At 36.6% G+C, this 24,478-nt stretch carries 27 protein-coding genes; 10 read left to right on the top strand and 17 right to left on the bottom strand.

The window, feature by feature from the left end:
• Positions 1-138 precede the first annotated feature (138 nt).
• A complete protein-coding gene (locus tag ASG38_RS03770; RefSeq protein ID WP_056067291.1) occupies positions 139-756 on the top strand; it encodes a hypothetical protein in 618 nt (205 codons plus the stop codon).
• 46 nt (positions 757-802) lie between these two features.
• Here the strand turns inward: ASG38_RS03770 and ASG38_RS03765 are convergent, their stop codons facing one another.
• The 5 genes from ASG38_RS03765 to ASG38_RS03745 form a co-directional block, all read right to left on the bottom strand.
• Positions 803-1,516: a 3'-5' exonuclease gene (locus tag ASG38_RS03765; RefSeq protein WP_056067289.1), complete on the bottom strand. Its 714-nt coding sequence runs from the start codon at positions 1,514-1,516 to the stop codon at positions 803-805.
• On the bottom strand, positions 1,500-2,660 hold the full coding sequence (locus tag ASG38_RS03760) for a serine hydrolase (RefSeq protein WP_056067286.1): 1,161 nt from the start codon (positions 2,658-2,660) through the stop codon (positions 1,500-1,502). The genes ASG38_RS03765 and ASG38_RS03760 overlap by 17 nt, the downstream gene beginning before the upstream one ends.
• A gap of 20 nt (positions 2,661-2,680) precedes the next feature.
• Positions 2,681-3,154 (bottom strand): methylated-DNA--[protein]-cysteine S-methyltransferase, encoded by a 474-nt coding sequence (locus tag ASG38_RS03755; RefSeq protein ID WP_056067284.1) that lies wholly within the window; start codon positions 3,152-3,154, stop codon positions 2,681-2,683.
• A gap of 71 nt (positions 3,155-3,225) precedes the next feature.
• Positions 3,226-3,909, bottom strand: a complete 684-nt coding sequence (locus tag ASG38_RS03750; RefSeq protein WP_056067282.1) for a response regulator transcription factor — start codon at positions 3,907-3,909, stop codon at positions 3,226-3,228.
• Positions 3,910-3,913: 4 nt separating this feature from the next.
• Positions 3,914-5,173, bottom strand: coding sequence for a sensor histidine kinase KdpD (locus tag ASG38_RS03745; protein ID WP_056067280.1), 1,260 nt, complete (start codon positions 5,171-5,173; stop codon positions 3,914-3,916).
• A gap of 182 nt (positions 5,174-5,355) precedes the next feature.
• Between ASG38_RS03745 and ASG38_RS03740 the strand changes: the two genes are divergently transcribed.
• The gene (locus tag ASG38_RS03740) at positions 5,356-5,796 is read left to right on the top strand and encodes a DUF1573 domain-containing protein (RefSeq protein WP_056067278.1); all 441 of its coding nucleotides are present in this window, start codon (positions 5,356-5,358) and stop codon (positions 5,794-5,796) included.
• A gap of 50 nt (positions 5,797-5,846) precedes the next feature.
• On the opposite strand, the gene ASG38_RS03735 is transcribed toward ASG38_RS03740, so the two are convergent.
• From ASG38_RS03735 to hemA, 8 genes are all read right to left on the bottom strand, one after another.
• On the bottom strand, positions 5,847-6,239 hold the full coding sequence (locus tag ASG38_RS03735) for a c-type cytochrome (protein ID WP_056067275.1): 393 nt from the start codon (positions 6,237-6,239) through the stop codon (positions 5,847-5,849).
• A gap of 63 nt (positions 6,240-6,302) precedes the next feature.
• Positions 6,303-7,295, bottom strand: a complete 993-nt coding sequence (gene hemB / locus ASG38_RS03730; protein WP_056067273.1) for a porphobilinogen synthase — start codon at positions 7,293-7,295, stop codon at positions 6,303-6,305.
• A gap of 60 nt (positions 7,296-7,355) precedes the next feature.
• Positions 7,356-8,258: an oxygen-dependent coproporphyrinogen oxidase gene (hemF, locus tag ASG38_RS03725; RefSeq protein WP_056067271.1), complete on the bottom strand. Its 903-nt coding sequence runs from the start codon at positions 8,256-8,258 to the stop codon at positions 7,356-7,358.
• A gap of 4 nt (positions 8,259-8,262) precedes the next feature.
• Positions 8,263-8,637, bottom strand: coding sequence for a hypothetical protein (locus ASG38_RS03720; RefSeq protein WP_056067269.1), 375 nt, complete (start codon positions 8,635-8,637; stop codon positions 8,263-8,265).
• A 79-nt stretch (positions 8,638-8,716) separates the two neighbouring features.
• On the bottom strand, positions 8,717-9,739 hold the full coding sequence (gene hemE / locus ASG38_RS03715) for a uroporphyrinogen decarboxylase (RefSeq protein WP_056067266.1): 1,023 nt from the start codon (positions 9,737-9,739) through the stop codon (positions 8,717-8,719).
• Positions 9,740-9,813: 74 nt separating this feature from the next.
• The gene (locus tag ASG38_RS03710) at positions 9,814-10,488 is read right to left on the bottom strand and encodes a uroporphyrinogen-III synthase (protein ID WP_056067264.1); all 675 of its coding nucleotides are present in this window, start codon (positions 10,486-10,488) and stop codon (positions 9,814-9,816) included.
• Positions 10,489-10,499: 11 nt separating this feature from the next.
• A complete protein-coding gene (hemC, locus tag ASG38_RS03705; protein WP_056067263.1) occupies positions 10,500-11,417 on the bottom strand; it encodes a hydroxymethylbilane synthase in 918 nt (305 codons plus the stop codon).
• Positions 11,414-12,670 carry a glutamyl-tRNA reductase gene (hemA, locus tag ASG38_RS03700; protein ID WP_056067262.1) on the bottom strand — a complete coding sequence of 419 codons (1,257 nt, stop codon included), beginning with the start codon at positions 12,668-12,670 and terminating at the stop codon, positions 11,414-11,416. Before hemA ends, hemC begins: the two co-directional genes overlap by 4 nt.
• 261 nt (positions 12,671-12,931) lie before the next feature.
• Here hemA and ASG38_RS03695 point away from each other — a divergent pair, with 261 nt between their 5' ends.
• From ASG38_RS03695 to ASG38_RS03670, 6 genes are all read left to right on the top strand, one after another.
• On the top strand, positions 12,932-13,804 hold the full coding sequence (locus tag ASG38_RS03695; RefSeq protein WP_056067411.1) for an AraC family transcriptional regulator: 873 nt from the start codon (positions 12,932-12,934) through the stop codon (positions 13,802-13,804).
• A gap of 42 nt (positions 13,805-13,846) precedes the next feature.
• Positions 13,847-14,875, top strand: coding sequence for a ferrochelatase (hemH, locus tag ASG38_RS03690; protein WP_056067260.1), 1,029 nt, complete (start codon positions 13,847-13,849; stop codon positions 14,873-14,875).
• 25 nt (positions 14,876-14,900) lie between these two features.
• Positions 14,901-15,458, top strand: coding sequence for a CopD family protein (locus ASG38_RS03685; protein WP_056067258.1), 558 nt, complete (start codon positions 14,901-14,903; stop codon positions 15,456-15,458).
• Between the two features lie 56 nt (positions 15,459-15,514).
• Positions 15,515-16,930, top strand: coding sequence for a PAS domain-containing sensor histidine kinase (locus ASG38_RS03680; RefSeq protein WP_082482150.1), 1,416 nt, complete (start codon positions 15,515-15,517; stop codon positions 16,928-16,930).
• Between the two features lie 37 nt (positions 16,931-16,967).
• Positions 16,968-17,750: an enoyl-CoA hydratase/isomerase family protein gene (locus tag ASG38_RS03675; RefSeq protein ID WP_056067254.1), complete on the top strand. Its 783-nt coding sequence runs from the start codon at positions 16,968-16,970 to the stop codon at positions 17,748-17,750.
• 64 nt (positions 17,751-17,814) lie between these two features.
• Positions 17,815-19,374 carry a hypothetical protein gene (locus ASG38_RS03670; protein WP_056067252.1) on the top strand — a complete coding sequence of 520 codons (1,560 nt, stop codon included), beginning with the start codon at positions 17,815-17,817 and terminating at the stop codon, positions 19,372-19,374.
• A 34-nt stretch (positions 19,375-19,408) separates the two neighbouring features.
• Here the strand turns inward: ASG38_RS03670 and ASG38_RS03665 are convergent, their stop codons facing one another.
• Positions 19,409-19,606, bottom strand: a complete 198-nt coding sequence (locus tag ASG38_RS03665) for a helix-turn-helix domain-containing protein (protein ID WP_162239646.1) — start codon at positions 19,604-19,606, stop codon at positions 19,409-19,411.
• A gap of 248 nt (positions 19,607-19,854) precedes the next feature.
• Here ASG38_RS03665 and ASG38_RS03660 point away from each other — a divergent pair, with 248 nt between their 5' ends.
• Positions 19,855-21,405, top strand: coding sequence for a hypothetical protein (locus ASG38_RS03660; RefSeq protein ID WP_157486016.1), 1,551 nt, complete (start codon positions 19,855-19,857; stop codon positions 21,403-21,405).
• Positions 21,406-21,451: 46 nt separating this feature from the next.
• On the top strand, positions 21,452-21,970 hold the full coding sequence (locus tag ASG38_RS03655; protein WP_157486014.1) for a hypothetical protein: 519 nt from the start codon (positions 21,452-21,454) through the stop codon (positions 21,968-21,970).
• A gap of 39 nt (positions 21,971-22,009) precedes the next feature.
• Here the strand turns inward: ASG38_RS03655 and ASG38_RS03650 are convergent, their stop codons facing one another.
• From ASG38_RS03650 to ASG38_RS03640, 3 genes are read right to left on the bottom strand one after another with little or no spacing between them, the layout of a single operon-like run.
• Positions 22,010-22,660 (bottom strand): HD domain-containing protein, encoded by a 651-nt coding sequence (locus ASG38_RS03650; RefSeq protein WP_056067245.1) that lies wholly within the window; start codon positions 22,658-22,660, stop codon positions 22,010-22,012.
• Between the two features lie 48 nt (positions 22,661-22,708).
• A complete protein-coding gene (locus ASG38_RS03645) occupies positions 22,709-23,704 on the bottom strand; it encodes an acyl-ACP desaturase (RefSeq protein ID WP_056067244.1) in 996 nt (331 codons plus the stop codon).
• A 3-nt stretch (positions 23,705-23,707) separates the two neighbouring features.
• Positions 23,708-24,442 (bottom strand): 1-acyl-sn-glycerol-3-phosphate acyltransferase, encoded by a 735-nt coding sequence (locus ASG38_RS03640; protein ID WP_056067242.1) that lies wholly within the window; start codon positions 24,440-24,442, stop codon positions 23,708-23,710.
• Positions 24,443-24,478 lie beyond the last annotated feature (36 nt).

Genomic DNA, 24,478 nt, shown 5'->3' with positions numbered 1-24,478 from the left:
CGGGATTTTTCTTTTTAAAGATGTTAGTTACAAAAAGTTTTGGCATATAAATTGGATAGCTATCAATAACCTTGATTTTTTAAGGTTCGAAAAAGCTGAAAATCGAAAGAGTAGGCAAAATTTTAATTCTTTTGAATCATGAAAAAAATTACTCTCTTAGTGGCTAGCATTTTATTCGTTGGAAACATAGCGAATGCAGAAACAACTCATTATTTGGGTGAAAAAAATTTTAGTGCAAACCTTGATATGGACGAACCAATTGCTTTTGTCGAAAGAGGAATTACCTTTTACGTATTTCCTGACGGGCAATTCGATTTTAATACAGAACCAACCGTTGCTAATGACGTGCTATATTATAAAAGCGGCAGAAGAAGCTCTAGTGCCAATGTGAATACAACGTATGGTGCTCCTGGAGTACGAAACGGGCAAGGTATAAAAATTGAACATGACAGCCAGGGCAGAATCAGAAGAGTTGGAAACGTATTTGTTAACTATGATGCTTATAACAGAATCAAAAGAATAGGTACCGTTTATATGAGCTATAACCGTTATGCCCTATCTCAAATTGGCGGACTGCAGCTTATTTACAACCGCCGCGGTGAAATTGTTGATATGGTGGGAAGTGTTAAGGCTAATGATTATGCCGTAAATAATGGAAACTATTATTACGGAAGCGGAAACGGTTACCAATATGGAAATAACAACAGTAACAACTATTATTATAGAACAGAAAAAACGCCTGAAAAAGAAAAATAAAATGCTCTGAAAAAGAAAAAGCCTTGGAATTCCAGGGCTTTTTTATTTATATGTGTATTATTTCATCTTCTATCAATAAGTCCTCACGCCTAAAGCGTAACAGGATTTGTGCAACAGTAATCACGTCCTTTTCACAATAGGTAATGATTCTGTCGATGTCTTTTTCAACATAATACACATGACCCACATCGCTTCCGCTAATATCGTCTTTAGGCGATGGGATGTTTAAGATTTTTGCCATCAATTTCAAGGAAGTATAATGTTTGAAATCGCCAAACTTCCATAATTCCATTGTGTCTAAATGCGGGATTTCCCAAGGTTTTTTGCCAAAAAGGTTCAGCTTACCCGGAATTTTTACCTGATTGATAATCATCCTCCTTGCAATAAAAGGAAAATCAAATTCTTTGGCATTATGACCGCATAAAATATGTTGTGGCTGTGCAAAATAGTTTTCCAGAAGATTGGTAAAATCTCCCAGTATTTTCTGCTCATCACCAAAAAAGGAAGTAACCCTGAAATGGCGTATATCTCCCTTGAATGTAAAATATCCGACGGATATGCATACTATTTTTCCAAATTCGGCCCAGATTCCGGCACGGTCATAAAACTCTTCTGCCGTAAATTGCTCTTTCCTCTGGTATTGTGTTTTTAAATCAAATAGTTCCTTTTTTTCTTCGTCTAACGCAGTAAAGGTTTCTTCTTCCGGAACAGTTTCGATATCTAAAAAAAGGATGTTTTCCAGATTAATTTTTTCTATCATGTCTTATCATTTCGTAGGTTTCGTCGATATATACATAAAAATCATTCCTGTGGAAATTCCCATCGGCTCTTTCGTCCCTGTTGCGACCTAACCGTACAATTATCAGGTCGTCTTTTGGAATTACAATAACATATTGTCCCAAATGTCCCTGCATATAATAAATCTGCTTGTCCCTATAATCGCTTATCCACCAACCGTAACCGTACATTGGCGCATCTGCAAATCTTGGCGTAACGCACTTTTCTACAAAAGCGGAATCCAGAATCTGTTTGCCATTCCATTTTCCATGCTGCTTGTATAATTTCCCGAAACGGGCAAAATCTCTCGCATTGCTTGCAATACAGCAATATGCCTTTTCAACTCCATCTAGACGGTCAATTTGCCAAAGCGCTTCGTGTTCTGCTCCCAAAGGTTTCCAGAATTGTTCCGAAACATAATCGGCAAGATGTTCGCCTGTTGCTTTTTCAATTACCATAGACAGGAGTTGTGTGTTTCCGCTCAAATATTTGAATTCTTTTCCCGGTTCTCCCACAACTTTCAAGCCCAGCATCAAATCTGTAAGGTTGTCGTCAAAATAGGCCCTGGTTGTAATTGAAAAAGGACTGTAATAGGACTCGTCCCAATCCAAACCTGATGCCATTGATGACAAATCGCCAACCGTCATCTTATCACCATATTTTCCGGCATATTTAGGGAAAAAATCGGTTACTTTCTGGTCCAGGCTTTTAATTTTTCCTTGCATGATTGCCTTACCTAAAGCAGCAGTAACAATACTTTTTGCCATAGAAAAGGAATTCGATTTGCTGTCTTTATTATAGCCGTCATAATAGCTTTCATACCAAATACTATCATTTTTGATAATTAGAAAAGCGACTGTTTCAAATTTCTTATGGGTTTCTTCCAGTATATCGGTTGGTTTTTGCTTGTTATACTCTTTGCTGATTGCCCAGGGCTGCCCTGCTCCTTTCTTGATTTCGCGATTTGGAAATTCAGTATAATCTTCAAGGAAAGCCGTTTTCTCTCCATTTAAATACGTAATCCTGACAGCACGTATAAGATAGTCGAGATTAAAAATATACAGCAACAGAATAAGGGTTGCCAATACAATTGCAAACCACAAAAGGAATTTTTTCAGAAATCTCATACCGCTTTACTTATTAGGTTTTAGAATAAACTTTGCTGCTTTACCGGATTTTCATGTTCCAGAAGCCATTTTTTCCTCCATAATCCTCCTGCATATCCTGTGAGCGAACCATCAGAGCCAATAACACGATGGCAGGGAACTGCTATCCAAAGCGGATTTCTTCCGTTTGCAGAAGCTACGGCACGAATAGCCTTGACATCACCCAACCGGATAGAAAATTCCTGATAAGACAAAGTTTTTCCAAAAGGAATTTCGAGCAGACCTTTCCATACTTTTTTCTGGAATTCTGTGCCCGACGGGTTCATTTTAAAAGTAAAATCTTTTCTTTTGCCATCAAAATAATCTTGCAATTGGAGTACGGCTTCCTGAAGTTCGGGAGGAACAACCGTAGAAACAGGGCTTCCTTTGTCTAATGCCAAAATACTGGATATTCCGTTTTCATCGCCGCTAATTTCAGCAATGCCCAATGGCGTATTGATGTAGGCTTGTAACATGGAGGATTATTTAAAATCTAAAGTTATGAAAAAAAACTTTCGGATTTAAAGCAGGCTGTAAAGTAGGTTTGCTATTCCATTACCAGCTTGAAGCCTATTCTTGGAATGTTTTCAATTCTTACGCTATTTTCTTCTTTGAAAATTTTTCGAAGACGTGAGATAAATACGTCGAGGCTTCTGCCCATAAAATAGTCATCGTCTCCCCACAGGGCCGTAAGGATTCTTTCGCGCTTCAGTATCTCATTCTTATTGTCTAAAAACAGCTTCAACAAAGCAGATTCCCGTTCTGTCAGGTTTACTTTTTCGGTATTCCTTGTCAGGCAATAATCATTGGGAAAAAAGAGAAAACTTCCAATCTCATAGCTTTTCTGGGTTACTATTGGAGCTTTGGAACTTCTTTTTAGAAAGACTTCTATTTTCAGGCTCAATTCCTCGAGACTGAAAGGCTTAACTAAAAAATCATCGGCTCCCAGTTTTAAGCCTTTAATACGGTCTTCTTTTAAAGATTTGGCAGAAAGGAACAGTATGGGTATTTCAGCATTGGCATTCCGTATTTCCTGGGCAATTTCAAAACCGTCTTTTTTAGGAAGCATGACGTCCAGAATACACAGGTCATAATTGTCTTTATGAAAATTTTTCACAGCTTCTGCACCATCCGAAAAGTGGGTAATGTCATAAAACTGTTCCAAATAATCTACAGTCAAAAACGCCAGGGTAGCATCGTCTTCTACATAAAAAATTTTGCTTTTTGCCATATATCTATTTAGGAATACTGATTGTTACTGTTATGCCGTTATCCGGATTATTTTTAACATTTATCTTCCATCGATGTAAGGTGCAGATTTTCTTTACGTAGAAAAGTCCTAATCCAAAGCCGCCAACTTCATTTCTTTTTGCACTTGAAATACGATAGAATTTATCAAAAATAGCATTTAATTCGGGAGTTTCAATACCAATTCCGTTGTCTATAAATTCGAGTTTGACTTCTCTTTGATTTTCGGTAATTACTATTAGTATTTTTGGAGTCGAGTCATTGTATTTTATGGCGTTGTCCAAAATATTATAGACCACATTCGAAAAGTGAAATTCATCAGCAACGATTGGATATTCTGTCCTGTCACTTTGGATTTCAATCGAAATTTCCTTGCCATATTTAAGTAATATGGTTTCTTTTGCCAAACTTATGACGTCAAACATATTAAATCTGGTTTTTTCCAGTTCCAGCATATGTGAATCGCTTTTGGCAATATGCAGGATTTTTTCAATATGCTGGTTTAGCTTATTGCTCTGTTCGATTATAATCTGTACATATTTGGAAAGTTTCGGATTTTTGGTAATTTCTTCCTGACTTTTGGCATAATTCGATGCTATAAGAATTGAAGATATTGGTGTCTTGAATTCGTGTGTCATATTATTGATAAAATCCGTCTGGAGTTCTGTATATTTTTTCTGTTTAATCAGAAGCAACACGGAATAAACATAAATTACCAGAACCAGCACGAGAACACCGGTATAAATCCAATATTGCTGGAGCGAAGTAATATAATTGTATTTCAGTTGTGGAAAACGGATTGCAAAATAATAAACAAGACCTTCTTTTTTGGTAAAGCATTTTTCACATCGCGGTGCTTTTTTATCAGATGAGGAAACATATTTTCCGTACATCATTTCGTCCGAGCTGCAATCATAAATAGCATATTCATAATCAATATTCAGCTTTACTTTCTGGAATTCGGTCTTCAGATAATACTCCAACACCGAAGCCTCAAAAACATCATCGACATTTACGATATAATAATCGTCGGTAATCTTTTTTATCTGGCTGGTTACAGGAACTTCCGTCTTATTGTCTTTATGAATCTTGGCAACTACATCCTGCAAGGCGAAATGAATCTTCTCGCTAAATTCCTTTTTCTCAAACGCATAGGCCTGTGACAAGGTGAGCAACTGCATAAACAAAACGCCTACGATTGCCAATAGCCCAATGAAGATAATAATATTTAATCTGTTGAATTTCAATACATGAAGTGTTAATAGAGCACGATATTACTATAAATTAGACTGCGAAACAACCCGTTAACAAGTCATTAACAAGAGTTGCGAAATGCTTAACATCTTTCTTAAAAAAACTAAATACATTTGTATTGTTCATTTGAAACACCAATCACGAAATCTAAATTAATTTAAAAATTATCTGATTTATGAAAACATTAAAATTATCATTTTTTGCTCTAGCTGGTGCTTTATTGCTAAGCGCTTCTTCATTTGCTCAAACGGCTGCTCCTGCAAAAGCGCAACCTGCTCCTGCAAAACAAGCTGCAAAAGCATCTGGAGTAACCTGGACATCTGATGTTCATGATTTTGGAGATATCCAAAAAGGAAAACCGGCTTCTTTTGATTTTACTTTCAAAAACACTACAAAACAAACTGTATTGATTACGAATGTAAAAGCTTCTTGCGGTTGTACAGCAACAAATTATACAAAAACTCCTATCAAACCAGGAGAAACTGCCAGCATCACTGCTACTTACAATGCCGCTACACCTGGCCCATTCTCAAAATCTGTTACAGTAACAACTAACGATACTGAAACTCCAAAGATTTTGACTATCAAAGGAAAAGTTATCGAGCCACAATCATAATTGTGACCCGTTCTAAAAATAAAAAAAGCCATCTCAAGAGATGGCTTTTTTTATTTTTCGTTTTTCAGATGGCTGTAAAAGTAAGCTTCAACAGCTTTTAGTTCTTCATCAGAAAATGTCTTGGTGATGGCAAAGTTGGTCTTCATGACAGAATATTGACTTGGGTCAACAATAGGCTCGCTTTTTTCTTTGAGGAATAATTTGATATCCGCATTCTTTTCTTTGTAGATTTTCGCTATTTCAGTAATGCTAGGACCTATAACTTTCTGGTCTGGCTTATGGCAGGAATAACACATTCCTTTTCCGTCAAAAATTTCACGTCCCAATTCCAACTGTTTTTCTTCAGCAGAAAGTGTTTTTTCTGGATAAAGTGATTCTTTTTTTGTTTCTTTTTGACAGGAAAGAAGAAATAAAGCCGGAAGGATAAAAAATAGATTTTTCATGTTGTAATACCTCTTAAACCCCGCCAGGGTTTGAAACCCTGGCGGGGTTATGTTGGATTTTAATTATTTATTTAAAATGATTGCTGCTTCTTTAGCAAAGTAAGTCGAAATAATATCGGCTCCTGCTCTTTTGATGCAATGCAGCTGTTCAATCATAATTTTATCATGATCCAGCCATCCTCTTTCTGCAGCTGCTTTTACCATCGCATACTCTCCGGAAACCTGATAGACCGAAACCGGCACATTTACCGCATTTTTTACTTCTCTTACAATATCAAGATAAGCAATTCCCGGTTTGACCATTACAATATCGGCTCCTTCTTCGACATCATGCAATGCTTCCTTGATTGCTTCAATTCGGTTTGCATAATCCATCTGGTAGGTTTTCTTATCTTTAGGAACATCCATATTATCCACAGGAGCACTGTCTAAGGCTTCACGAAACGGCCCATAAAATGAGGAGGCATATTTGGCACTATAGCTCATGATTCCAACATTGTGATGTCCGTTTTCTTCCAAAGCTTTGCGTATTGCTAAAACACGTCCGTCCATCATATCGCTTGGTGCTACAAAATCAGCTCCGGCTTCTGCATGACTCAAACTCATTAAAGTAAGGGCATCAACCGTTGCATCATTGATTACCTGTCCTTTTTCGATAATTCCATCATGTCCATAAACGGAATATGGGTCAAGCGCCACATCCGGCATTACTATCATTCCCGGAACAGCATCTTTGATAGCGCGAATAGTCTGCTGCATCAGTCCGTTTTTATTCCAGGCTTCTTTTCCGGTATTGTCTTTCAGTTTGTCGTCTACTTTCACATAAATATTGACCGCCTTGATTCCCAAATCCCAAAGTTCTTTTACTTCCTTAACCGTCAAATCTAACGAACGACGGTAAATGCCCGGCATAGATGGAATTTCAACCTTATAATCTTTTCCTTCTGCCACAAACATCGGGAACATAAAATCGTTAGGAGACAGATGCGTTTCCCGAATCAGGCTTCGGATGGAATCATTGGTTCTTAAACGGCGGTTTCTTTGTAGTGGAAACATAATTTTCAGATTTTAGATTTTAGATTTCAGCTAGTGCCGCCGTCTAAAATTGGTATTGAATTAAATCCAGTCAATCGGATTTTGTAATATATTGATTAATTTCTCTTCTTCGCTTCCGGCTTCCGGATGATGGTCATAAACCCATTGCACATGTGGCGGCAGACTCATCAGGATACTTTCTATCCTTCCGTTGGTTTTTAGTCCGAAAAGTGTGCCTTTATCATGAACCAGATTAAACTCTACATAACGTCCACGGCGGATTTCCTGCCAGTTTCTGTTTTCTGGTGTGTATTCTAAATTTTTTCTTTTTTCTACAATCGGAACATAGGCTTCCAAAAAGCTGTTTCCTACTTCCGTTACGAAATCATACCAGTTGTCTAGTGCAAAATCTTCAGAAGCTTTGCAATAGTCAAAAAACAATCCGCCCAAACCTCTGGCTTCGTTCCTGTGGGCATTCCAGAAATAAGCATCACATTGCTTTTTAAATTTTGAATAAAAATCCGGATGATGCTTATCGCAGGCAGACTTGCAGGTTTGGTGAAAATGTCTGGCATCTTCTTCAAACAAGTAATAAGGTGTCAAATCCTGTCCGCCGCCAAACCACTGGTCTACCGTATTTCCTTCCTTGTCATACATTTCGAAATACCTCCAGTTGGCATGAACCGTTGGAACCATTGGGTTTTTAGGATGGATAACCAGACTCAAACCACAAGCAAAAAAATCAACATTTCCCACCTTAAAATAGGTCTGCATGGCTTGCGGCAACGAACCGTGAACGGCAGAGATATTAACCCCGCCTTTTTCAAAAACGGCTCCGTTTTCAATTACACGGGTTCTTCCACCACCACCTTCCGGACGTTCCCAAAGGTCTTGTCTGAAGGTTGCCTGTCCGTCCACTCTTTCCAGTTCGGCAGTAATTTTATCCTGAAGGGTCTGTATGTATGCGTAAAATTTATTTTTCATTCTGCTATGCTTTGGCTTTGGCAATTTTGTTGAAAATATCAAAAGAAAATACTTTACTTTCTCTCTGTATGTATTCGTAAATCACCACTGCTTTTTCTCTTAATTGTGTTCTTTCTTCTTCTTTTCGGTCAGAAAGCAATACTATAAAATCTGCGAACTGTTCTGCATTGGCCCAATCAAAGTGGAGTTTTTCCAGATGGGCAATCAAATCATCTGACGAAAAACCCAATAGTTTTTCCAATGTCAATGCTAAATAATTCAGATGCTTTTCCAACTCATCCAGATTCCAGTCTTCCGGAACATAAACCAGCGAAATCAGCTGTTTGAGGATGTTGTTAATCCTTTCATTTTCTTCATCACGCAATCCTTTGGTTAACATCTTTATTTATTTTTGATTTAGGATTTATGATTTGGGATTTGGGATTTGGGTCTGAAATCCTAAATCATAAATCAACAATCTATTTATATTCTTTTACAGCGTCTACAAATGCTTTGGCATGGTCAACCGGAATGTTAGGTAAAATTCCATGTCCGAGATTGGCAATGAATTTATCTTTACCAAATTCGTTAATCATTTCCGTAACCATTTTTTTGATGGTTGGTATTGGCGAAAGTAATCTTGACGGGTCAAAATTTCCTTGTAAAGTAATTTCTCCTCCAGACAAATATCTGGCATTTCTTGGCGAACAGGTCCAGTCTACTCCCAAAGCAGAAGCCTTACTTCTTCCCATTTCGTTCAAGGCAAACCAACAGCCTTTTCCAAAAACAATAACATGTGTTTCCGGTGCCAACGCTTCAACAATCTGGTTGATATACTTCCATGAAAACTCCTGATAGTCGGTTGGAGAAAGCATTCCGCCCCAACTGTCAAAAACCTGTACTGCATTTACACCAGCCTTCACTTTTTCTTTCAGGTAAGCAATTGTAGTATCGGTAATTTTTTGCAATAATACGTGTGCTGCTTCCGGATGCGTAAAGCAGAATCCTTTGGCCGTATCAAAACTTTTTGAACCCTTACCTTCTACGGCATAACAGAAAATAGTCCATGGAGAACCCGCAAACCCAATTAACGGAACCTCATCGTTCAGCATTTCTTTGGTCAGTTTGATAGCGTCCATCACATAACCTAATGTTTCCTGAATATCCGGAACTACCACTTTTTCTACATCCTGAATCGTCCTGATTGGATTTGGCAAAAATGGCCCGACACTTTCTTTCATAAGAACTTCAATTCCCATTGCCTGAGGCACAACCAGAATGTCTGAAAACAAAATAGCTGCATCCGGGGCAATTCTTCTGATTGGCTGTACTGTAATTTCAGCCGCCAATTCAGGAGTCTGGCAACGTGTGAAAAAGTCGTATTTATCGCGAAGGGCGATAAATTCTGGCAAGTATCTTCCGGCCTGACGCATCATCCAAACTGGCGGACGTTCTACTGTTTCCTTATTGAGTGCTCTTAAAAAAAGGTCGTTTTTTATCATTTTTATTTGGCTTTAGGCTTTAAGCTATGAGGCTTTAAGCTTTCATTTATGTTAAATTTGCTTAGGCCTATTGCCTAAAGCTTTTTGCTGTAATAATTTATTGTCTGGATAATCACATTTTCAACCGTTTGCTGTTTGGCGATTATTATTTTATCTGTTAGTTGTTCCAAAGGCTCTGCTGTGGTGGTGCCAATGCAGAAGCAATTCTGGTTTACTATCCTATTTTCCTTCAGGTAGCTTTGCACTCCTGACGGACTGAAAAAAAGTATTCCATCTACCGGACCATTTATCTTTTGCGGCGTCAGGATGGTTTCATATACTTCAATTTCTTTCAGGCTAATATTGGCTTTTTGTAAGGCTTCCGGCAGCGTATCGCGTCGCAGACTTCCCGAAAAAAACAAAAAGCTTTCATCCTTAAAATCGTTTACAATAACTTCTGCCAGTTCCGATGCATATTCTTTTGAAGCCAGAACCTTATAGCCATTTTGTTCTAATAAGGCTTTTGTTTTTGTACCCACACAAAAGATTTTTTTATTTTTCAGGTTTTGAGCTTTCTCATTTTCTAAAAAACTCTTCACGGCATTCTGGCTGGTAAAAATCAGGTTTCCATCTTCATCTCTTAACTCAAATTTCTTTCCTACTGTCTGAATAAAATTGGCTTCTATTACAGAAAAACCTGCGTTCAGCAAAAACTGCCTCTGGTTGGGCAACAATTTTTTTGTAGATAAAATTCGAATTGGTTCGGGCATCTTATTGAAATTTATTTTTTTAAATCTCTCCTGATAACTTCCATCAATTCCTGTCCGCCATTGGCAAGAATCTCTGATGCTGCTTCCTGTCCGAAATTTTTATAATGAGTCACTTCAACTGTCTTTTCTATCTCGATTTTTTCTTTTCCGTCAATTGAAAAAAGTACGCCTTCAAAACGGATTTTACCATCCAATACTTCCGCAAAAGCACCAATTGGCGCTGTACAGCCGCCTTCCAGCGTTCTTAGAAACTGGCGTTCAATATGCGTACAGATTTCGCTTTCAAAATGGTTTAGTTTTGCTGTGGCCTCTTTGCAAAAATCATCGCTTTCCATGGCAACGATTACCATTGCACCTTGTGCCGGAGCAGGAATCATCCAATCCAAAACGGTATGATTTTCCGGTAAAATTTCAATTCGCTCCAATCCTGCTTTGGCAAAAACGGCACCGTTCCAATCATTATCTTTTAATTTCTGCAATCTTGTATTGACGTTGCCGCGCAGGTCAACCACCTGATGATTTGGATATCTATGCAGCCATTGTGCCTGGCGACGTAAGCTTCCGGTGGCTACCGTTCCGCTGGAATGCAGAAATTCAAGATTGCCTTTATGTACTAAAATATCTTCGTGATTGGCTCTTTTTAAAACTGCAGTCTGGACAATGCCTTTAGGAAGTGCTGTCGGAACGTCTTTCATTGAATGTACCGCAATATCAACTTCGCCCTTAATCATGGCTATGTCTAATGTTTTTGTGAAGATTCCGGTAATTCCGAATTCGTAAAGCGGAATGTCCAAAATGACATCGCCTGTAGATTTCACGGCAACAATTTCTGTTTGGTACCCTAAATCGTTGAGTTTTTTTTCTACCGTGTGAGCCTGCCAGAGCGCTAATTGACTGTCGCGGGTTCCTATTCGGATTATTTTATTCATTTTCTGGAAGGTTCAATCTGAAAAACTTTCTCTATCCATTCGATGCTTTCATCTACCATGGTATCACTATCTTTCAGATGATTGGCAAAATGAGTCGTTATTTTCTGGATAATCCTCTTGCTGATAATTTCAGCCTGCTCTTCATCAAAATTACTGATTTTTTTTCGCTGGAAATTTAGTTCTGTATCCTTAATCGAGTTTAGTTTTTCTTTTAAGGCATGAATTGTTGGAGCGAATTTTCTATCGTTAACCCATTCCGTGAATTCTTCCATCATTGTTTCAATAATCGATTCCGCCTGAGGGATATGTTTTTTTCTGTTTTCTAAAGTATCGTCAGTTATTTTTGACAAATCATCCAGATGGACAACCGTTACACCGGAAATACTTTTAACGTTGTCATGGACATTTTTCGGTATTGACAAATCGAGAATTAAAAGCGGTTTGTTTAGCTTTAACAACTCCTGGTCAACAGTGGGATTGCTTGCTCCCGTAGCCACAACCAGCACATCTGCCTTTGGAATTTCCAACGGCAGCAAATCATAATCTTTTACGATCAGGTTGAATTTTCCGGCTATTTTTTCGGCCTTGTCTTTGGTACGGTTAATCAGTGTGATGTGGTCATTTTTGGTGTGTTTTACCAGATTTTCACACGTATTTCTCCCTATTTTTCCTGTTCCGAAAAGCAATATGTTTTTATTCCTGATATCCGGAACGTTATTCATGATATATTGTACCGAAGCAAAAGAGACAGAAGTAGCTCCTGAACTTAATTCGGTTTCATTTTTAATTTTTTTGCTGGCCTGTATCACCGAGTTTACCAGTCGTTCCATAAAAGCATTGGCCAATCCTTGTGATTTTGCTTCCGAAAAGCTGGATTTTATCTGACTGATGATTTCAAAGTCTCCCAAAATCTGACTATCCAAACCGGTTCCAACTCTGAAAATGTGGTGTATGGCCTCCTGGTTTTTATATACGAAACCTACTTTTTGAAACTCGTCAACAGTTCCCTGACTGTTGTCGCAAAGTAATTTAATTAATTGAAACGGGTGCTCGGCAAAACCGTAAATTTCGGTTCTGTTGCAAGTAGAAGTAACAATCAAACTGCCAATACCGTTTTCTTTTGCCTGTTGCAAAACATCGGACTTAGCCTGATTTCCTAAACTGAATTTCCCTCTAATCTCTGCATCAGCTTTCTTGTAACTCAATCCAACTGCATAGAAGTAATGATGCTTTGACAAGTTATTTTTATTCATAGTGCCACTTTAAAGTATAACGAAACTGAACCTTAAACGGATTCTATTTCGAACACCACAAAATTATAGGTATACGTTTTATAAAAATAACGCTAAAAGTGCTATTTGTGTCGCTGTGAGATATTTTGATAATTTTAGCCATTATAAATTAGAAAAACTATAAATTTGCAGTGAAATCAGCATTTGACAGCTTTTTTGTTTAGAACCATTCTAAATAAAAATCTTTCCGGTTTCAAAATTATTACGATAAAAAATACCGCTATGAGTTCAGCCGAAGAAATCAAAATCGAAGATGATTTTATCATCATCCGGATTCAAAATGACAGCGACGAAACTTCGCACTTTGAACGCGAGGTAAATGTTGACCTCATACAGTTCCATTTTGGTATCAAAGGACGGGCGAAGTTTATTTTTAATCAGGGGCGTTATGCTTTAGACCTTAGAGAAGACCTTTCTTTATTTCTTTACAACCCTCAAAAAGAACTTCCTGTACATTTAGAAATTGCTCCTCATTCCTGGGCTATTTCCGTATTGATTTCCATCAAAAAATTCCATGGCCTGTTTTCTTCGGAAGCAGACTACATCCCTTTTTTAAGTGAAGAAAACAAAGACAAGAAATACTATAAAGACGAACCTATCAGTCCGTCCATGTCAATCGTATTGAACCAGCTATTCAACTTCAACCTGCATCCGTCCATAAAAAACCTCTACTTTAAAGGTAAGGCTTATGAGTTATTAAGTCTTTATTTCAACAGGAACGAAGACCCGAATGCAGAACAATGTCCGTTTTTAGTTGATGAAGAAAACGTTCTCAAAATCCGAAAGGCGAAAGATATTGTGATTGCCAACATGGCCGAGCCACCGGGATTGCAGGAACTTGCTGACCAGGTAGGAATCAACCTGAAAAAGCTAAAAATGGGCTTCAAACAGATTTATGGCGACAGTGTTTACAGTTTTCTTTTTGATTATAAAATGGAATTTGCCCGAAAATTATTAGACAGCGGTTCGTATAATGTAAATGAAGTCGGATTAAAAATAGGCTACAGCACAGCCAGCCACTTTATTGCCGCATTCAAGAAAAAATTCGGAACCACTCCAAAAAAATATTTAATGTCGATTGCCGTAACTAACTAAGTGCAATCCGTAACCCCTGATTAAAGGAATAAAAACAAACAAATGAAAGGCGTATTATTAGTAAACCTTGGCTCTCCAAAAAGCCCCGATCCCAAAGACGTAAAACCCTATCTTGATGAATTTTTAATGGACAAATACGTCATCGACGTTCCTTATTTATTAAGAGCTTTATTAGTGCGAGGCATTATCTTAAGAAAACGTCCGGAAGAATCAGCCCATGCTTACAAAAAAATCTGGTGGGAGGAAGGCTCTCCATTAATGGTACTTTCCGAAAGAATGCATAAAAAAGTACAGGCTAAAGCAACGATTCCGGTTGCCCTGGCTATGCGTTATGGCGAAATGACAATTGAAAAAGGACTTCAGGAACTTCATGAACAAGGCGTTACCGAGGTATTGCTTTTCCCATTATATCCGCAATATGCAATGGCTTCAACACTGACTATTTTGGTATTGGCAGAAGAAATCAGAAAGAAGAAATTCCCACATATGAAATTTACCGATGTTCCTGCTTTCTATAATAAACCGGACTATATAAAAAATCTTGCAGATTTAATGAAGAAGCATCTGGAAGGGTTTGATTATGACATGCTCGTATTTTCATATCATGGAATTCCGGAACGCCACATCCGAAAAACTGACGTCACAAAATCACACTGTAAAATAGATGGCTCATGTTGTGTCACTCCTTCAGCAGCACATGCTTTTTGCTACCGCCATCAATGCTACGAAACCACAAAACTTGTCGTGGAACAGCTCAATATTCCTAAAGAAAAATATTGCCTGACTTTCCAATCCCGACTTGCCGGAGACAAATGGCTTGAACCTTATACTGATATTGAAATCAACAATATGCCGGCCAAAGGAATCAAAAAGATTGCTGTGGTAACACCTGCCTTTGTAACCGACTGTTTGGAGACTTTGGAAGAAATCGCAATGCGTGCCAACGAAGATTTTGTAGAAAACGGTGGAGAAGAATTTTTGGCTATCCCATGTCTGAATGATGATGACAATTGGGTAGAAACCGTAAACAATTGGATTGAAGATTGGGCTTCAGAAAAAGCAACAATCTGATAATTTTTTTACATTCCGAGTATCGATGGAAAACTATTATGAATACTTAAAATCCCTGCACCTGATTTTTGTAATCACCTGGTTTGCGGGATTGTTTTATATCGTCCGCTTGTTTGTGTACCAAATTGAAGCTTCGCAAAAAGAATCTCCTGAAAAGGAAATCCTGCAAAAACAGTATAAAATAATGACCTACCGCCTGTGGTATATCATCACATGGCCATCGGCAGTATTAGCCAGTATTTTTGCATTCTGGATGCTGTTTTTTACACCACAGGGAAATTTTTGGCTGCAACAATCCTGGATGCATGTCAAACTTGGCTTTGTTTTTGCTTTGTATCTGTACCATTTGAAATGCCATCAGATATTTAAACAGTTGCAAAATGACGAGGTAAAACACACTTCTAATTTTATGCGTCTTTGGAATGAAGGTGCTACAATCATACTTTTTGCAGTAGTTTTTTTGGTAATTTTGAAGAATGCCGTCAATTGGATTTATGGAGTCGTGGGGATTTTCCTGTTTTCTATACTGATTATGTTCGGCTTCAAATTTTATAAAAGAATACGGGAAAGAAACCAGTCTTAATGCTGAAACCTATCAAAATAAAACGCTTATCACTTCGTGTCAGAATCTTCCTTTCGATGATTTTCCTGACCCTGATTTCGTCCATTTTGATGGCTTCACTTTCCGTTTACCAATTCAAGACCGCAGCAAAAGAATATCACGAAGAACGTCTGGAGCGCAGAGAAACGGCTGTTAAAGAACACATTAATTACATACTTAACACGACTACCTATCCGTTGACTACGGAAAATCTGCCGCTTATTTTTAAAGACGAGATTTATAAACTGGCGGATATCCATAGTTTGGCTATCAATATTTATAGTCTGGACGGAAAACTGCTCAAATCTTCCAAGGCTTCCTTTACGGTGGATACCATTTTGCCGCCTATTCCAAATTATATTTTGAAATTGGTACAGTCTTCTATGGACAAACGATATGTAGATGTCCAAAGTATCGAAGGAAAAAAATTCCGTTCTTCCTACACGCAAATCAAGGACACCAAATTCAAGCCATTGGGAATTTTGAATCTTCCGTATATTCCCGATGATGGTTTTTATGAAAGAGAACTTCGGAATTTCCTAATCAGTCTTGGGCAGGTCTATTCCATCATGTTGATTATAGCGTTTGTGCTGGCTTATTTCCTTTCGAGTTATATTACAAAGTTTTTGAAATCGATTACCGATAAAATCACAGAAACCCGATTCAATCAGAAAAACGAGAAGATTGAACTCGAAGAAAGCAGTAAGGAAATTGCCTTGCTGGTCCATGCCTACAACTCCATGGTAGAAGAACTGGAAGAAAGTGCCTCGAAATTAGCGCAAAGTGAAAGAGAACAGGCTTGGCGTGAAATGGCAAAACAGGTAGCGCACGAAATCAAAAATCCTTTGACTCCTATGCGTTTGACCGTACAGAGTTTCCAAAGAAAATTTGACCCGAATGACCCGGAAGTAAAACAAAAAATGTCGGATTATTCCAATACGCTAATCCAGCAAATTGACACCATGAGTTCTGTAGCTTCGGCTTTCTCAAATTTTGCCTCGATGCCTGCACAGCAAAACGAAACCCTGAATGTGGTAGATGTAGTACAGCTTACACTGGATATTTTCAATGAAGATTATATCGAATTCCGAAGCGATGAGAAAGAAGTTATTACCATTATGGATCGCACCCAGCTTATCCGTATCGTAACAAATCTGGTCAAAAATGCCATTCAGGCTATTCCGGAACATCAGCTCAAAAAATCGGTAATTGTTTCTGTCAAAAAAGAAGGAGAACAGGTTTTAATCAGCGTACAGGATAACGGAACCGGAATAGAAACAGACAACCTCAACCGAATTTTCGAGCCCAAGTTTACCACAAAAAACAGCGGCATGGGATTGGGATTGGGAATCATCAAAAATATTATTGAAAATTATAACGGAACTATTACTTTTGAAACTGCATCCGGAAAAGGAACCATTTTTAATGTCTACCTTCCTATAATTAAAATGTAATTTCGACAAAAACAAAACAACCATAAATTTATAAATCATGAATTACGAAAATATTCTGGCAGCTTCTGAAAATGGCATTGCTACGATAACCATTAACAGACCAACAAAATTAAATGCTTTAAATAAAGCTACGATTGAAGAACTTCATTCAGCTTTTGATGCGTTCGACAAAGACCATTCTATTCGCGTAATCCTATTGACCGGAAGTGGTGACAAGGCTTTTGTTGCCGGTGCTGATATTTCTGAATTCGCCAATTTTTCGGTTTCAGAAGGTGCGGAACTGGCTGCAAAAGGACAAGCTACCTTATTTGATTTTGTAGAAAATTTAAAAACGCCCGTTATTGCAGCAGTAAATGGATTTGCACTTGGTGGCGGATTGGAACTGGCCATGTCATGCCACTTCAGAATCGCTTCAGACAATGCAAAAATGGGACTCCCGGAAGTTTCTCTAGGTGTAATTCCGGGTTATGGCGGAACACAAAGACTACCTCAACTGGTTGGAAAGGGAAAGGCGATGGAACTTATCATGACTGCCGGAATGTTAACCGCAGAAGAAGCCAAAACAGCCGGCTTGGTAAACCATGTCGTGCCGCAATCAGAATTACTGGAACTGGCAAATAACATTGCACAAAAAATCATGAAAAATTCTCCGGTAGCTATCGGGAAAGCTATTGAGGCTATCAATGCCAACTTTAAAGACGGTGTGGACGGTTATGCTGTAGAAATCAAAAACTTTGGCGATGCTTTTGGAACAGAAGATTTTAAAGAGGGCACGGGTGCTTTCTTAGAAAAAAGGAAACCTTCTTTTACAGGAAAATAAATTCAATAAGACCCCATCGAAATGATGGGGTTTTTTATTTATATTCGTTGCAAAATCCCCACACATGAAACTATTTTTACAATTTCTTTTTATTTCTGCTTTTGCAATTTCCGCTAAAGCACAGGATATTCCTTTTAAGGTTTTAAAAAGTGAAATTTTCAAAGACGAATTCAAGGAGTCCAATATAGTTTTTGCTGAAGAGGCAGAAAATGGCGGTATTTTAATTATCCGTTCCTATGTAAGCGGTGGATTATCATCCGGAAGAGGTTATTATATTGAAGAATACGACTCAAACTTAAAACTGGTAAAGGAATACGAACAACCTTTAAAATATGCCAATTTTGAAAAATACGGAACCGTTTTAGGAATTATAAAAGGCGATAAAGACATTCAGTTTGTTGACATGTTTTACAATATTAATGAAAAAGCCTATATCTGTTCAGCCTATATTGTTGATTTTAACAATTCGAAAACATCCAAAAAAGAACTCTTTAGGTTGTCTCGTGAAGAAATCAAGCAATATGGAAATTTCTTTATGAATCAGACCTTCTATTCGCAAGACACCAAAATTTATGAAGAGCCAGGGAATGAATCAGGTGTTTCAATGATTGTAAATGAAGATCGAACGGCTTTTGCAATCACAATCGATATGAAAACTGAAAAGTCAGAAGCTTTAAAACTGTACCTTTTTGATAAAAACTTAAACAAAAAATTTGAACACATTTTCGTAAGAGAAATTAAGGACAAAAAGTTCCGCTATGAAAATGTAGATGTTTCAAAAGATGGAAATGCGCTTTATCTATTAGGAAAAGTTTATGCCGATGAAAAGAAAAACAAAAAAACAGGGGGCAAGTACCAATATGAATTGACACGATTTTCTTTTGAAGGACAAAAAACTCAGGTTTTTGACACCGAAGAACATTTTTCAGGAAGCATGACAACAATAGCCTCTCCAGATAAAATTACGTGTATAGGATTCTATTCTGACCAAAATGACAACCATTTTAAAGGGATTAGTTATTTTGAACTGGATCCTGTTTCATTGGCCATCCGAAAATCCAAGTTTAATCCATTTAGCCAACAATTTATGATTGACAAATATGGTGAAGAAAAAGATAAAGAGTTAAAAAATCTCATTTTCAAGAAAATCCATATCACAAAGAATAATGATATTATTTTCAATGCAGAAGAATTTTATGTTTCTTCAAATAACAATCAAACTTTTTTTAATTATGACGATATCGTCAGCGCAAAAATTAATACTGACGGAGAATTAGTTTGGGCAAGAAACATTAACAAGTCCCAATTCACTACAGATACTGATGCTTATATCTCATACACTTCAACAATCAAAAATGACGATACTTATTTTTTCATCAATGCCAGTGAAAAAATCAAAAAATTAAGTAATGATCGAATCTTATTTAAACATGTCAGAAAAAACAAGTCAAATTTGAATATTATCCGAATCAATAAAAATGGTGATTTCGACTTTCAGGAGGTTTTAAATAATGAAAGTAACGAAGTTCCTTTTATGGTCTCACAAGGAATAGTAAGCAAGGAATCTGTATTCTTTTTAGGAAAAAAAGGAAAGGATAAGCAATTGTTGAAAATCAGTTTATAATGAATAAAAAGGTCGGGGTTGAATCCGGCCTTTTTTATTTTAATAATTCTTCAGGCGGAATTCCAAATAAAGCTGCCAGCTTTAATAACAAATCTAACGTTAAACTGTTTTTCCCCGATTCTACTCTGGAGTAAAAACTCTGAGAAATTTTTAATTCATTAGCTACAAATTCTTGCGAAAAACCATTTTTAAATCTTTCTAGCTTAATCCTATTTAATACTTTCTCTATCATTTTTTTTCTGCTTATAAATTTATCTGTATCGATGTTTAAAATCAATATTATACAAAAAAATAACATCAACAAAAGAAATATTCTTATAATTTCCTATTCGCATAAGTTCTAATTTAGAACTGACAAATAAACTTTTCGTAAGAAATAAACTTTATGTTTGTTAAGTATCAACCATTTAAAATTATTTTATGAAAAATTTGTTGTCCTCGAAATTAATATCATTCGATGCAAAGACTTTTGTATCAAAGATGAAAAGAGAATCAAAAAAGTTAGCTTTTGTAATTTCTATACTTACTTTAAGTTCCTGCAGTACTGAGGAAGATTTTACAGAAAATAAAACCGTCCAAGAGCTTGATAAAATTTCTCCAAAAGATGAGAAAAGCATTTTGAAAGAAAAATTTGCATTTAGCTTAATGAAAAGTATAAAGGAAAGTCCCGGCCTAAGAGAGATAATAAAGGATGAAACCCTTAAAATGTTCAATAAAGATTATGAGGTTTTAGTTTATACTATTAAAGATTATACGTTAGAAAACGGCATGACATTGGAGCAAACAATAAATCAAAATGCAGATAGTAATTTCCAATTGTCAAATTTATTACGAATTGAACCTACATTAACCTTATTAGTTCCTGAACTCCCTTTGGAATCATTTTCTGCAAAAAAATGGAATACTCAATCAGAAATTCCAGCGGTTGCCATAAGAACAAATTATACCAATCAAGTGCCTTTAATTACTCCTGATTTAAATTTAGAAATGATGCCAAATGACGTCATACCTGGGTTTCCAGTTATTGTAGTTAAAAACAACGAAAGAGTAGTTTCTAATTTAGAAAATCCAAACATAAGAGATTTAAAAACTAAAACTGTTTTTGAAAAAGATGGAATCATAATAAAATTTTGGACAGACTCTTTTAATAATGAGGACAAAAGAAATATTTCAGCAAGGTTAGTAAAAAAACTAGATCCAGCCTTAATAAGTGCTTATAACATTTATGACCAGCAAAATCCAAACTTGAATGGGTGGCAAAGAGATTTTATTTATTATAAAATTCAACCATCATCTCCAAATGGCCCATTTATTTATGATTTTAAAGAGCACTTAAGAAGTTTTAGTATGACGGGAGATCCTACAATCGCATATAATAAAATCTCAGATCAAACTGATGATCCAACCTACAGAAATAACCACAGAATAAATTCAAGTCATTGGACTGGCGGTTTTTATGAGTTCAAAGTTAGAACTATAATAAATGCTAAAAATGGTGTTGGTAACGAATTAATTAATGGTTTTACTGTTTCACCTGACCAATTGTTTTTTCTTGAATATGATACCTATACTAGAGGAACTCTGTTTTGGGAAAAAACTTACTACAGACTGAAAAATATTTCCAATCAAACTATTATAGTGGATATTCCTTTAATTAACTGGAATTTAGATGAATATGCTTCATCAATAAAGATTGAAATAGAAGAAGTCGATCTACCAACTACATCTGTAATAACTGATACAAGAACCGTAAAATTTGCAACTAATTTTGGCATTGATGCTGCTTTCGGCGTAAACACAAAAATAGGTTTAAAGTTTGGGATGAGTTTAGAAACAATTCAAACTCATACTGTCCAAAAAACATTTACTCAAGGAAATGATTTTCTTGGTGAAGCAATCGTAAATTTTGCCGATAAAATTATTATAGGGCAAGCAAATTTACCTTTGTTTGGGAATATGTGGTTAACTCGTGACTATACTACAGGTTTAGGGTATTGTAAATTCAGTATTGAACCAAAAAAAGTACAATAGATTAATTATGGCAGGGCAATTATGCCCTGTCATTAAATTAAACATTATGAAAAAAATTGTTTTTACTTTACTGTATATTATAACACTTTGCTCCTGTGAAAATGACGCTGAAATTGTAGGTGGTACAAAAAAAGACACCTACTTCAGAATAACTGAATTTATTATTCCTGAAAACTCAATCGACTTAAATAATGATAATGTAATTAATTCAAACATGTTATTAGAGTTTTCAAATTATTTTAATAACACTTATGATTTGCAAATCAAAGCAAATAACAATTCATCTCTACTCTCTTTTTATTTACCTAAACAAAATATTTTCTTCGATTATCTATGCTGTCCAAATGGGTATGTTGAATTCTCAAAGAATGGATTTACAATAAATATGAATCGCAGACAAACAAGTCTGGAAAACCAAATAATTGATAATGAGAATAAGATAATTTTATTCTCAAAATTAAATGATTCCAGTTACAAGCTCATTTTAGAAAAAAAATATTTTGATTTTAACTCAAACGCTTTTTCTGCTGAAACTTTTGAGATAAAATATGATATTATAAACTGACATACAACCTTTTATTAGCTATTTCAGTTTAATAATTAGTTATCTCTTCCCTTCACATTCCGCAAAAAACTGTTCTAAGAACTTTTCCATATAGGTATGTCTTTCTTCAGCTATTTGTTTTCCTGCCTGCGTATTCATCCTGTCTTTCAGCAACAATAGCTTTTCATAAAAATGGTTGATTGTAGGCGAAACGGCACTTTTATATTCTTCCTTACTCATGTTCATGTTGGGTGTGATTGTTGGGTCATACAGCGCCCTGTTTTTAAATCCGCCATAATTAAATACCCTGGCAATTCCTATCGCTCCAATGGCATCCAAACGGTCAGCATCCTGAACAACGTCTAATTCTGTTGAAGAAAATTTACGCTCGAAATTACCTCCCTTAAAAGAGATATTCTCGATGATGTTTACTACATGAATTATTGTTTCTTCCGGAACATTCTGAGATTCTAAAAACTCCCAGGCCAGTTTAGGCCCGATTGTTTCATCTCCGCCGTGAAATTTGCTATCGGCTATGTCGTGTAGCAAAGCTCCCAAAGCCACGATTGTGATATTACAGTTTTCATCTTTGGCAATGTTCATGGCATTGTTGTACACTCTTTCAATGTGGAACCAATCATGGCCGCCTTCGGCATCTTTAAGTTTTTCTTTTACAAAAGCAATTGTCTTTTCTATTAGTATTTTATCCATAGTTGTGTGAGAAAAAAAATCCTCTCTGTAAAGAAAGGATTTGGTTTATTATCTTAATGTTGCAGGTTCAACCCATTTAAAAATATGCGATTCTGCAGGAATGACCAATCGTTCTGAAATCTTTGCCATTCTTGCCGGAAGCTTCATCAGGAAATCTCTGGCTTTTTCTGCCTCGTCTGTCAATCCTGTAATTTTGCTGATATCCCATTTGTCAATCAGTTTTTGCATAATGTCAATATAATCGGTTGCCGTATATACGCCAATTCTTTGTGCCGAATCTGAAAAAAGTTCAAAAGCGGTGCTTATCTTTTCACCTGATTCTCTTAAAAAATGAGCCGGCATGACAATCTTTTGTTTCATCATGTATTGGAAAGCCAACATCATTTCGCTTGGGTCTACCTGAAAAATCCTGTGTACAAATTCTGAATAGGCATGGTGGTGGCGCATTTCATCACCTGCTATCAGTTTACATAATTTGGAAAGTTTTTTATCTCCAAACTTCTTCGCTATTTGTGAAACCCTGTTGTGCGAAACATAGGTTGCCAATTCCTGGAAACTGGTATAAACAAAATTTTTATAAGGGTCTCTTCCGGTACCGATATCAAATCCGTCATTAATCAAATGCTGTGTCGTCATTTCAATTTCACGCATGTTGACACGTCCAGAAAGGTAAAGGTATTTATTTAGCAAATCACCATGACGGTTTTCTTCCCCTGTCCAGCTTCTTACCCATTTTGACCAGCCATTGCCGCCTTCATCAACCTGATTTACGCCTTCCACATCCATCAACCAGGATTCATAAGTTGGAAGTGCTTCTTCTGTAATAGTATCGCCAACTAAAACCACCCAAAAATCATACGGTAGTTCTTTTGCTATTTCTCTTAATTCTTTTACGTCTTCAAAAAAAGTTTCGCTTCGGGAATCAGGCAAAAGGTCAGAAGGCTGCCATATATCCTCCACAGGAATCAAATACTGGTCAACAAATGCATCAATATTTTTCTCTAGAAACTGCATTACTTCTAGACGAATGTTTTTTACAGACATATTTTAATTTTTTATTCCGTCAACTACTGCCTTTTCTGTTTCTTTCATCAACTCATCAAAAGGTACTTCTGCCACAGCAATTGGCTTATGAGCAGTAAAGGTAAGGCGATTTCCTAAACCTACAGGAAAAAAGCCATATTTAACAATTTTCCAAGAGTTGTTTATGGTTATTGGGACTACTACTGCCGAAGGTGCATTTTTGCATAGAATTTTCAATCCTGTCTGTGCAAATTCTTTCGGTTTTCCGGTTTTGCTTCTTGTTCCTTCCGGAAAAATTACTGCTGCCCGATTGTGCTTTTCAATATACTCTCCCAATCCTTTAATGACAGGCAATGCCTGTTTCGGATCTTTTCTGTCGATTAATACAGAGCCTCCATGCCTTAAATTATAAGAAACACTTGGAATTCCCTTGCCTAATTCTTTTTTGCTTACAAATTTCGGATGCGATTTCCTGAAAAACCAGATTATGGCAACAATGTCATACATGCTTTGGTGGTTGGCAACAAAAATTACCGGAACTCCTTTAGGTACCAATTCCCTTCCTTCCACTTTATAGGTTGTTCCCAAAAGATGGGTTGCCCTAAGCAAACATAAATTCAGATAATCGACACTTTTTTTATGTGCCTGGTATCCAAAAAGGTTAAAGCACAGCCATTGGATGGGATGAAAAATCACCAAAATAAGCCCGAAAATCAGATAGTATACAACAGAAATCGGATATGAAATTAGTTTTTCCATAATTGTTATAATTCCCCGCAAAAGTACTAATTATAT

It is taken from the genome of Flavobacterium sp. Leaf359 (assembly GCF_001423985.1).
Taxonomy (GTDB): Bacteria; Bacteroidota; Bacteroidia; order Flavobacteriales; family Flavobacteriaceae; genus Flavobacterium; species Flavobacterium lindanitolerans.
Note: the sequence above shows the minus strand (reverse complement) of the source record. Positions and strands in the feature narration are given on the sequence as shown.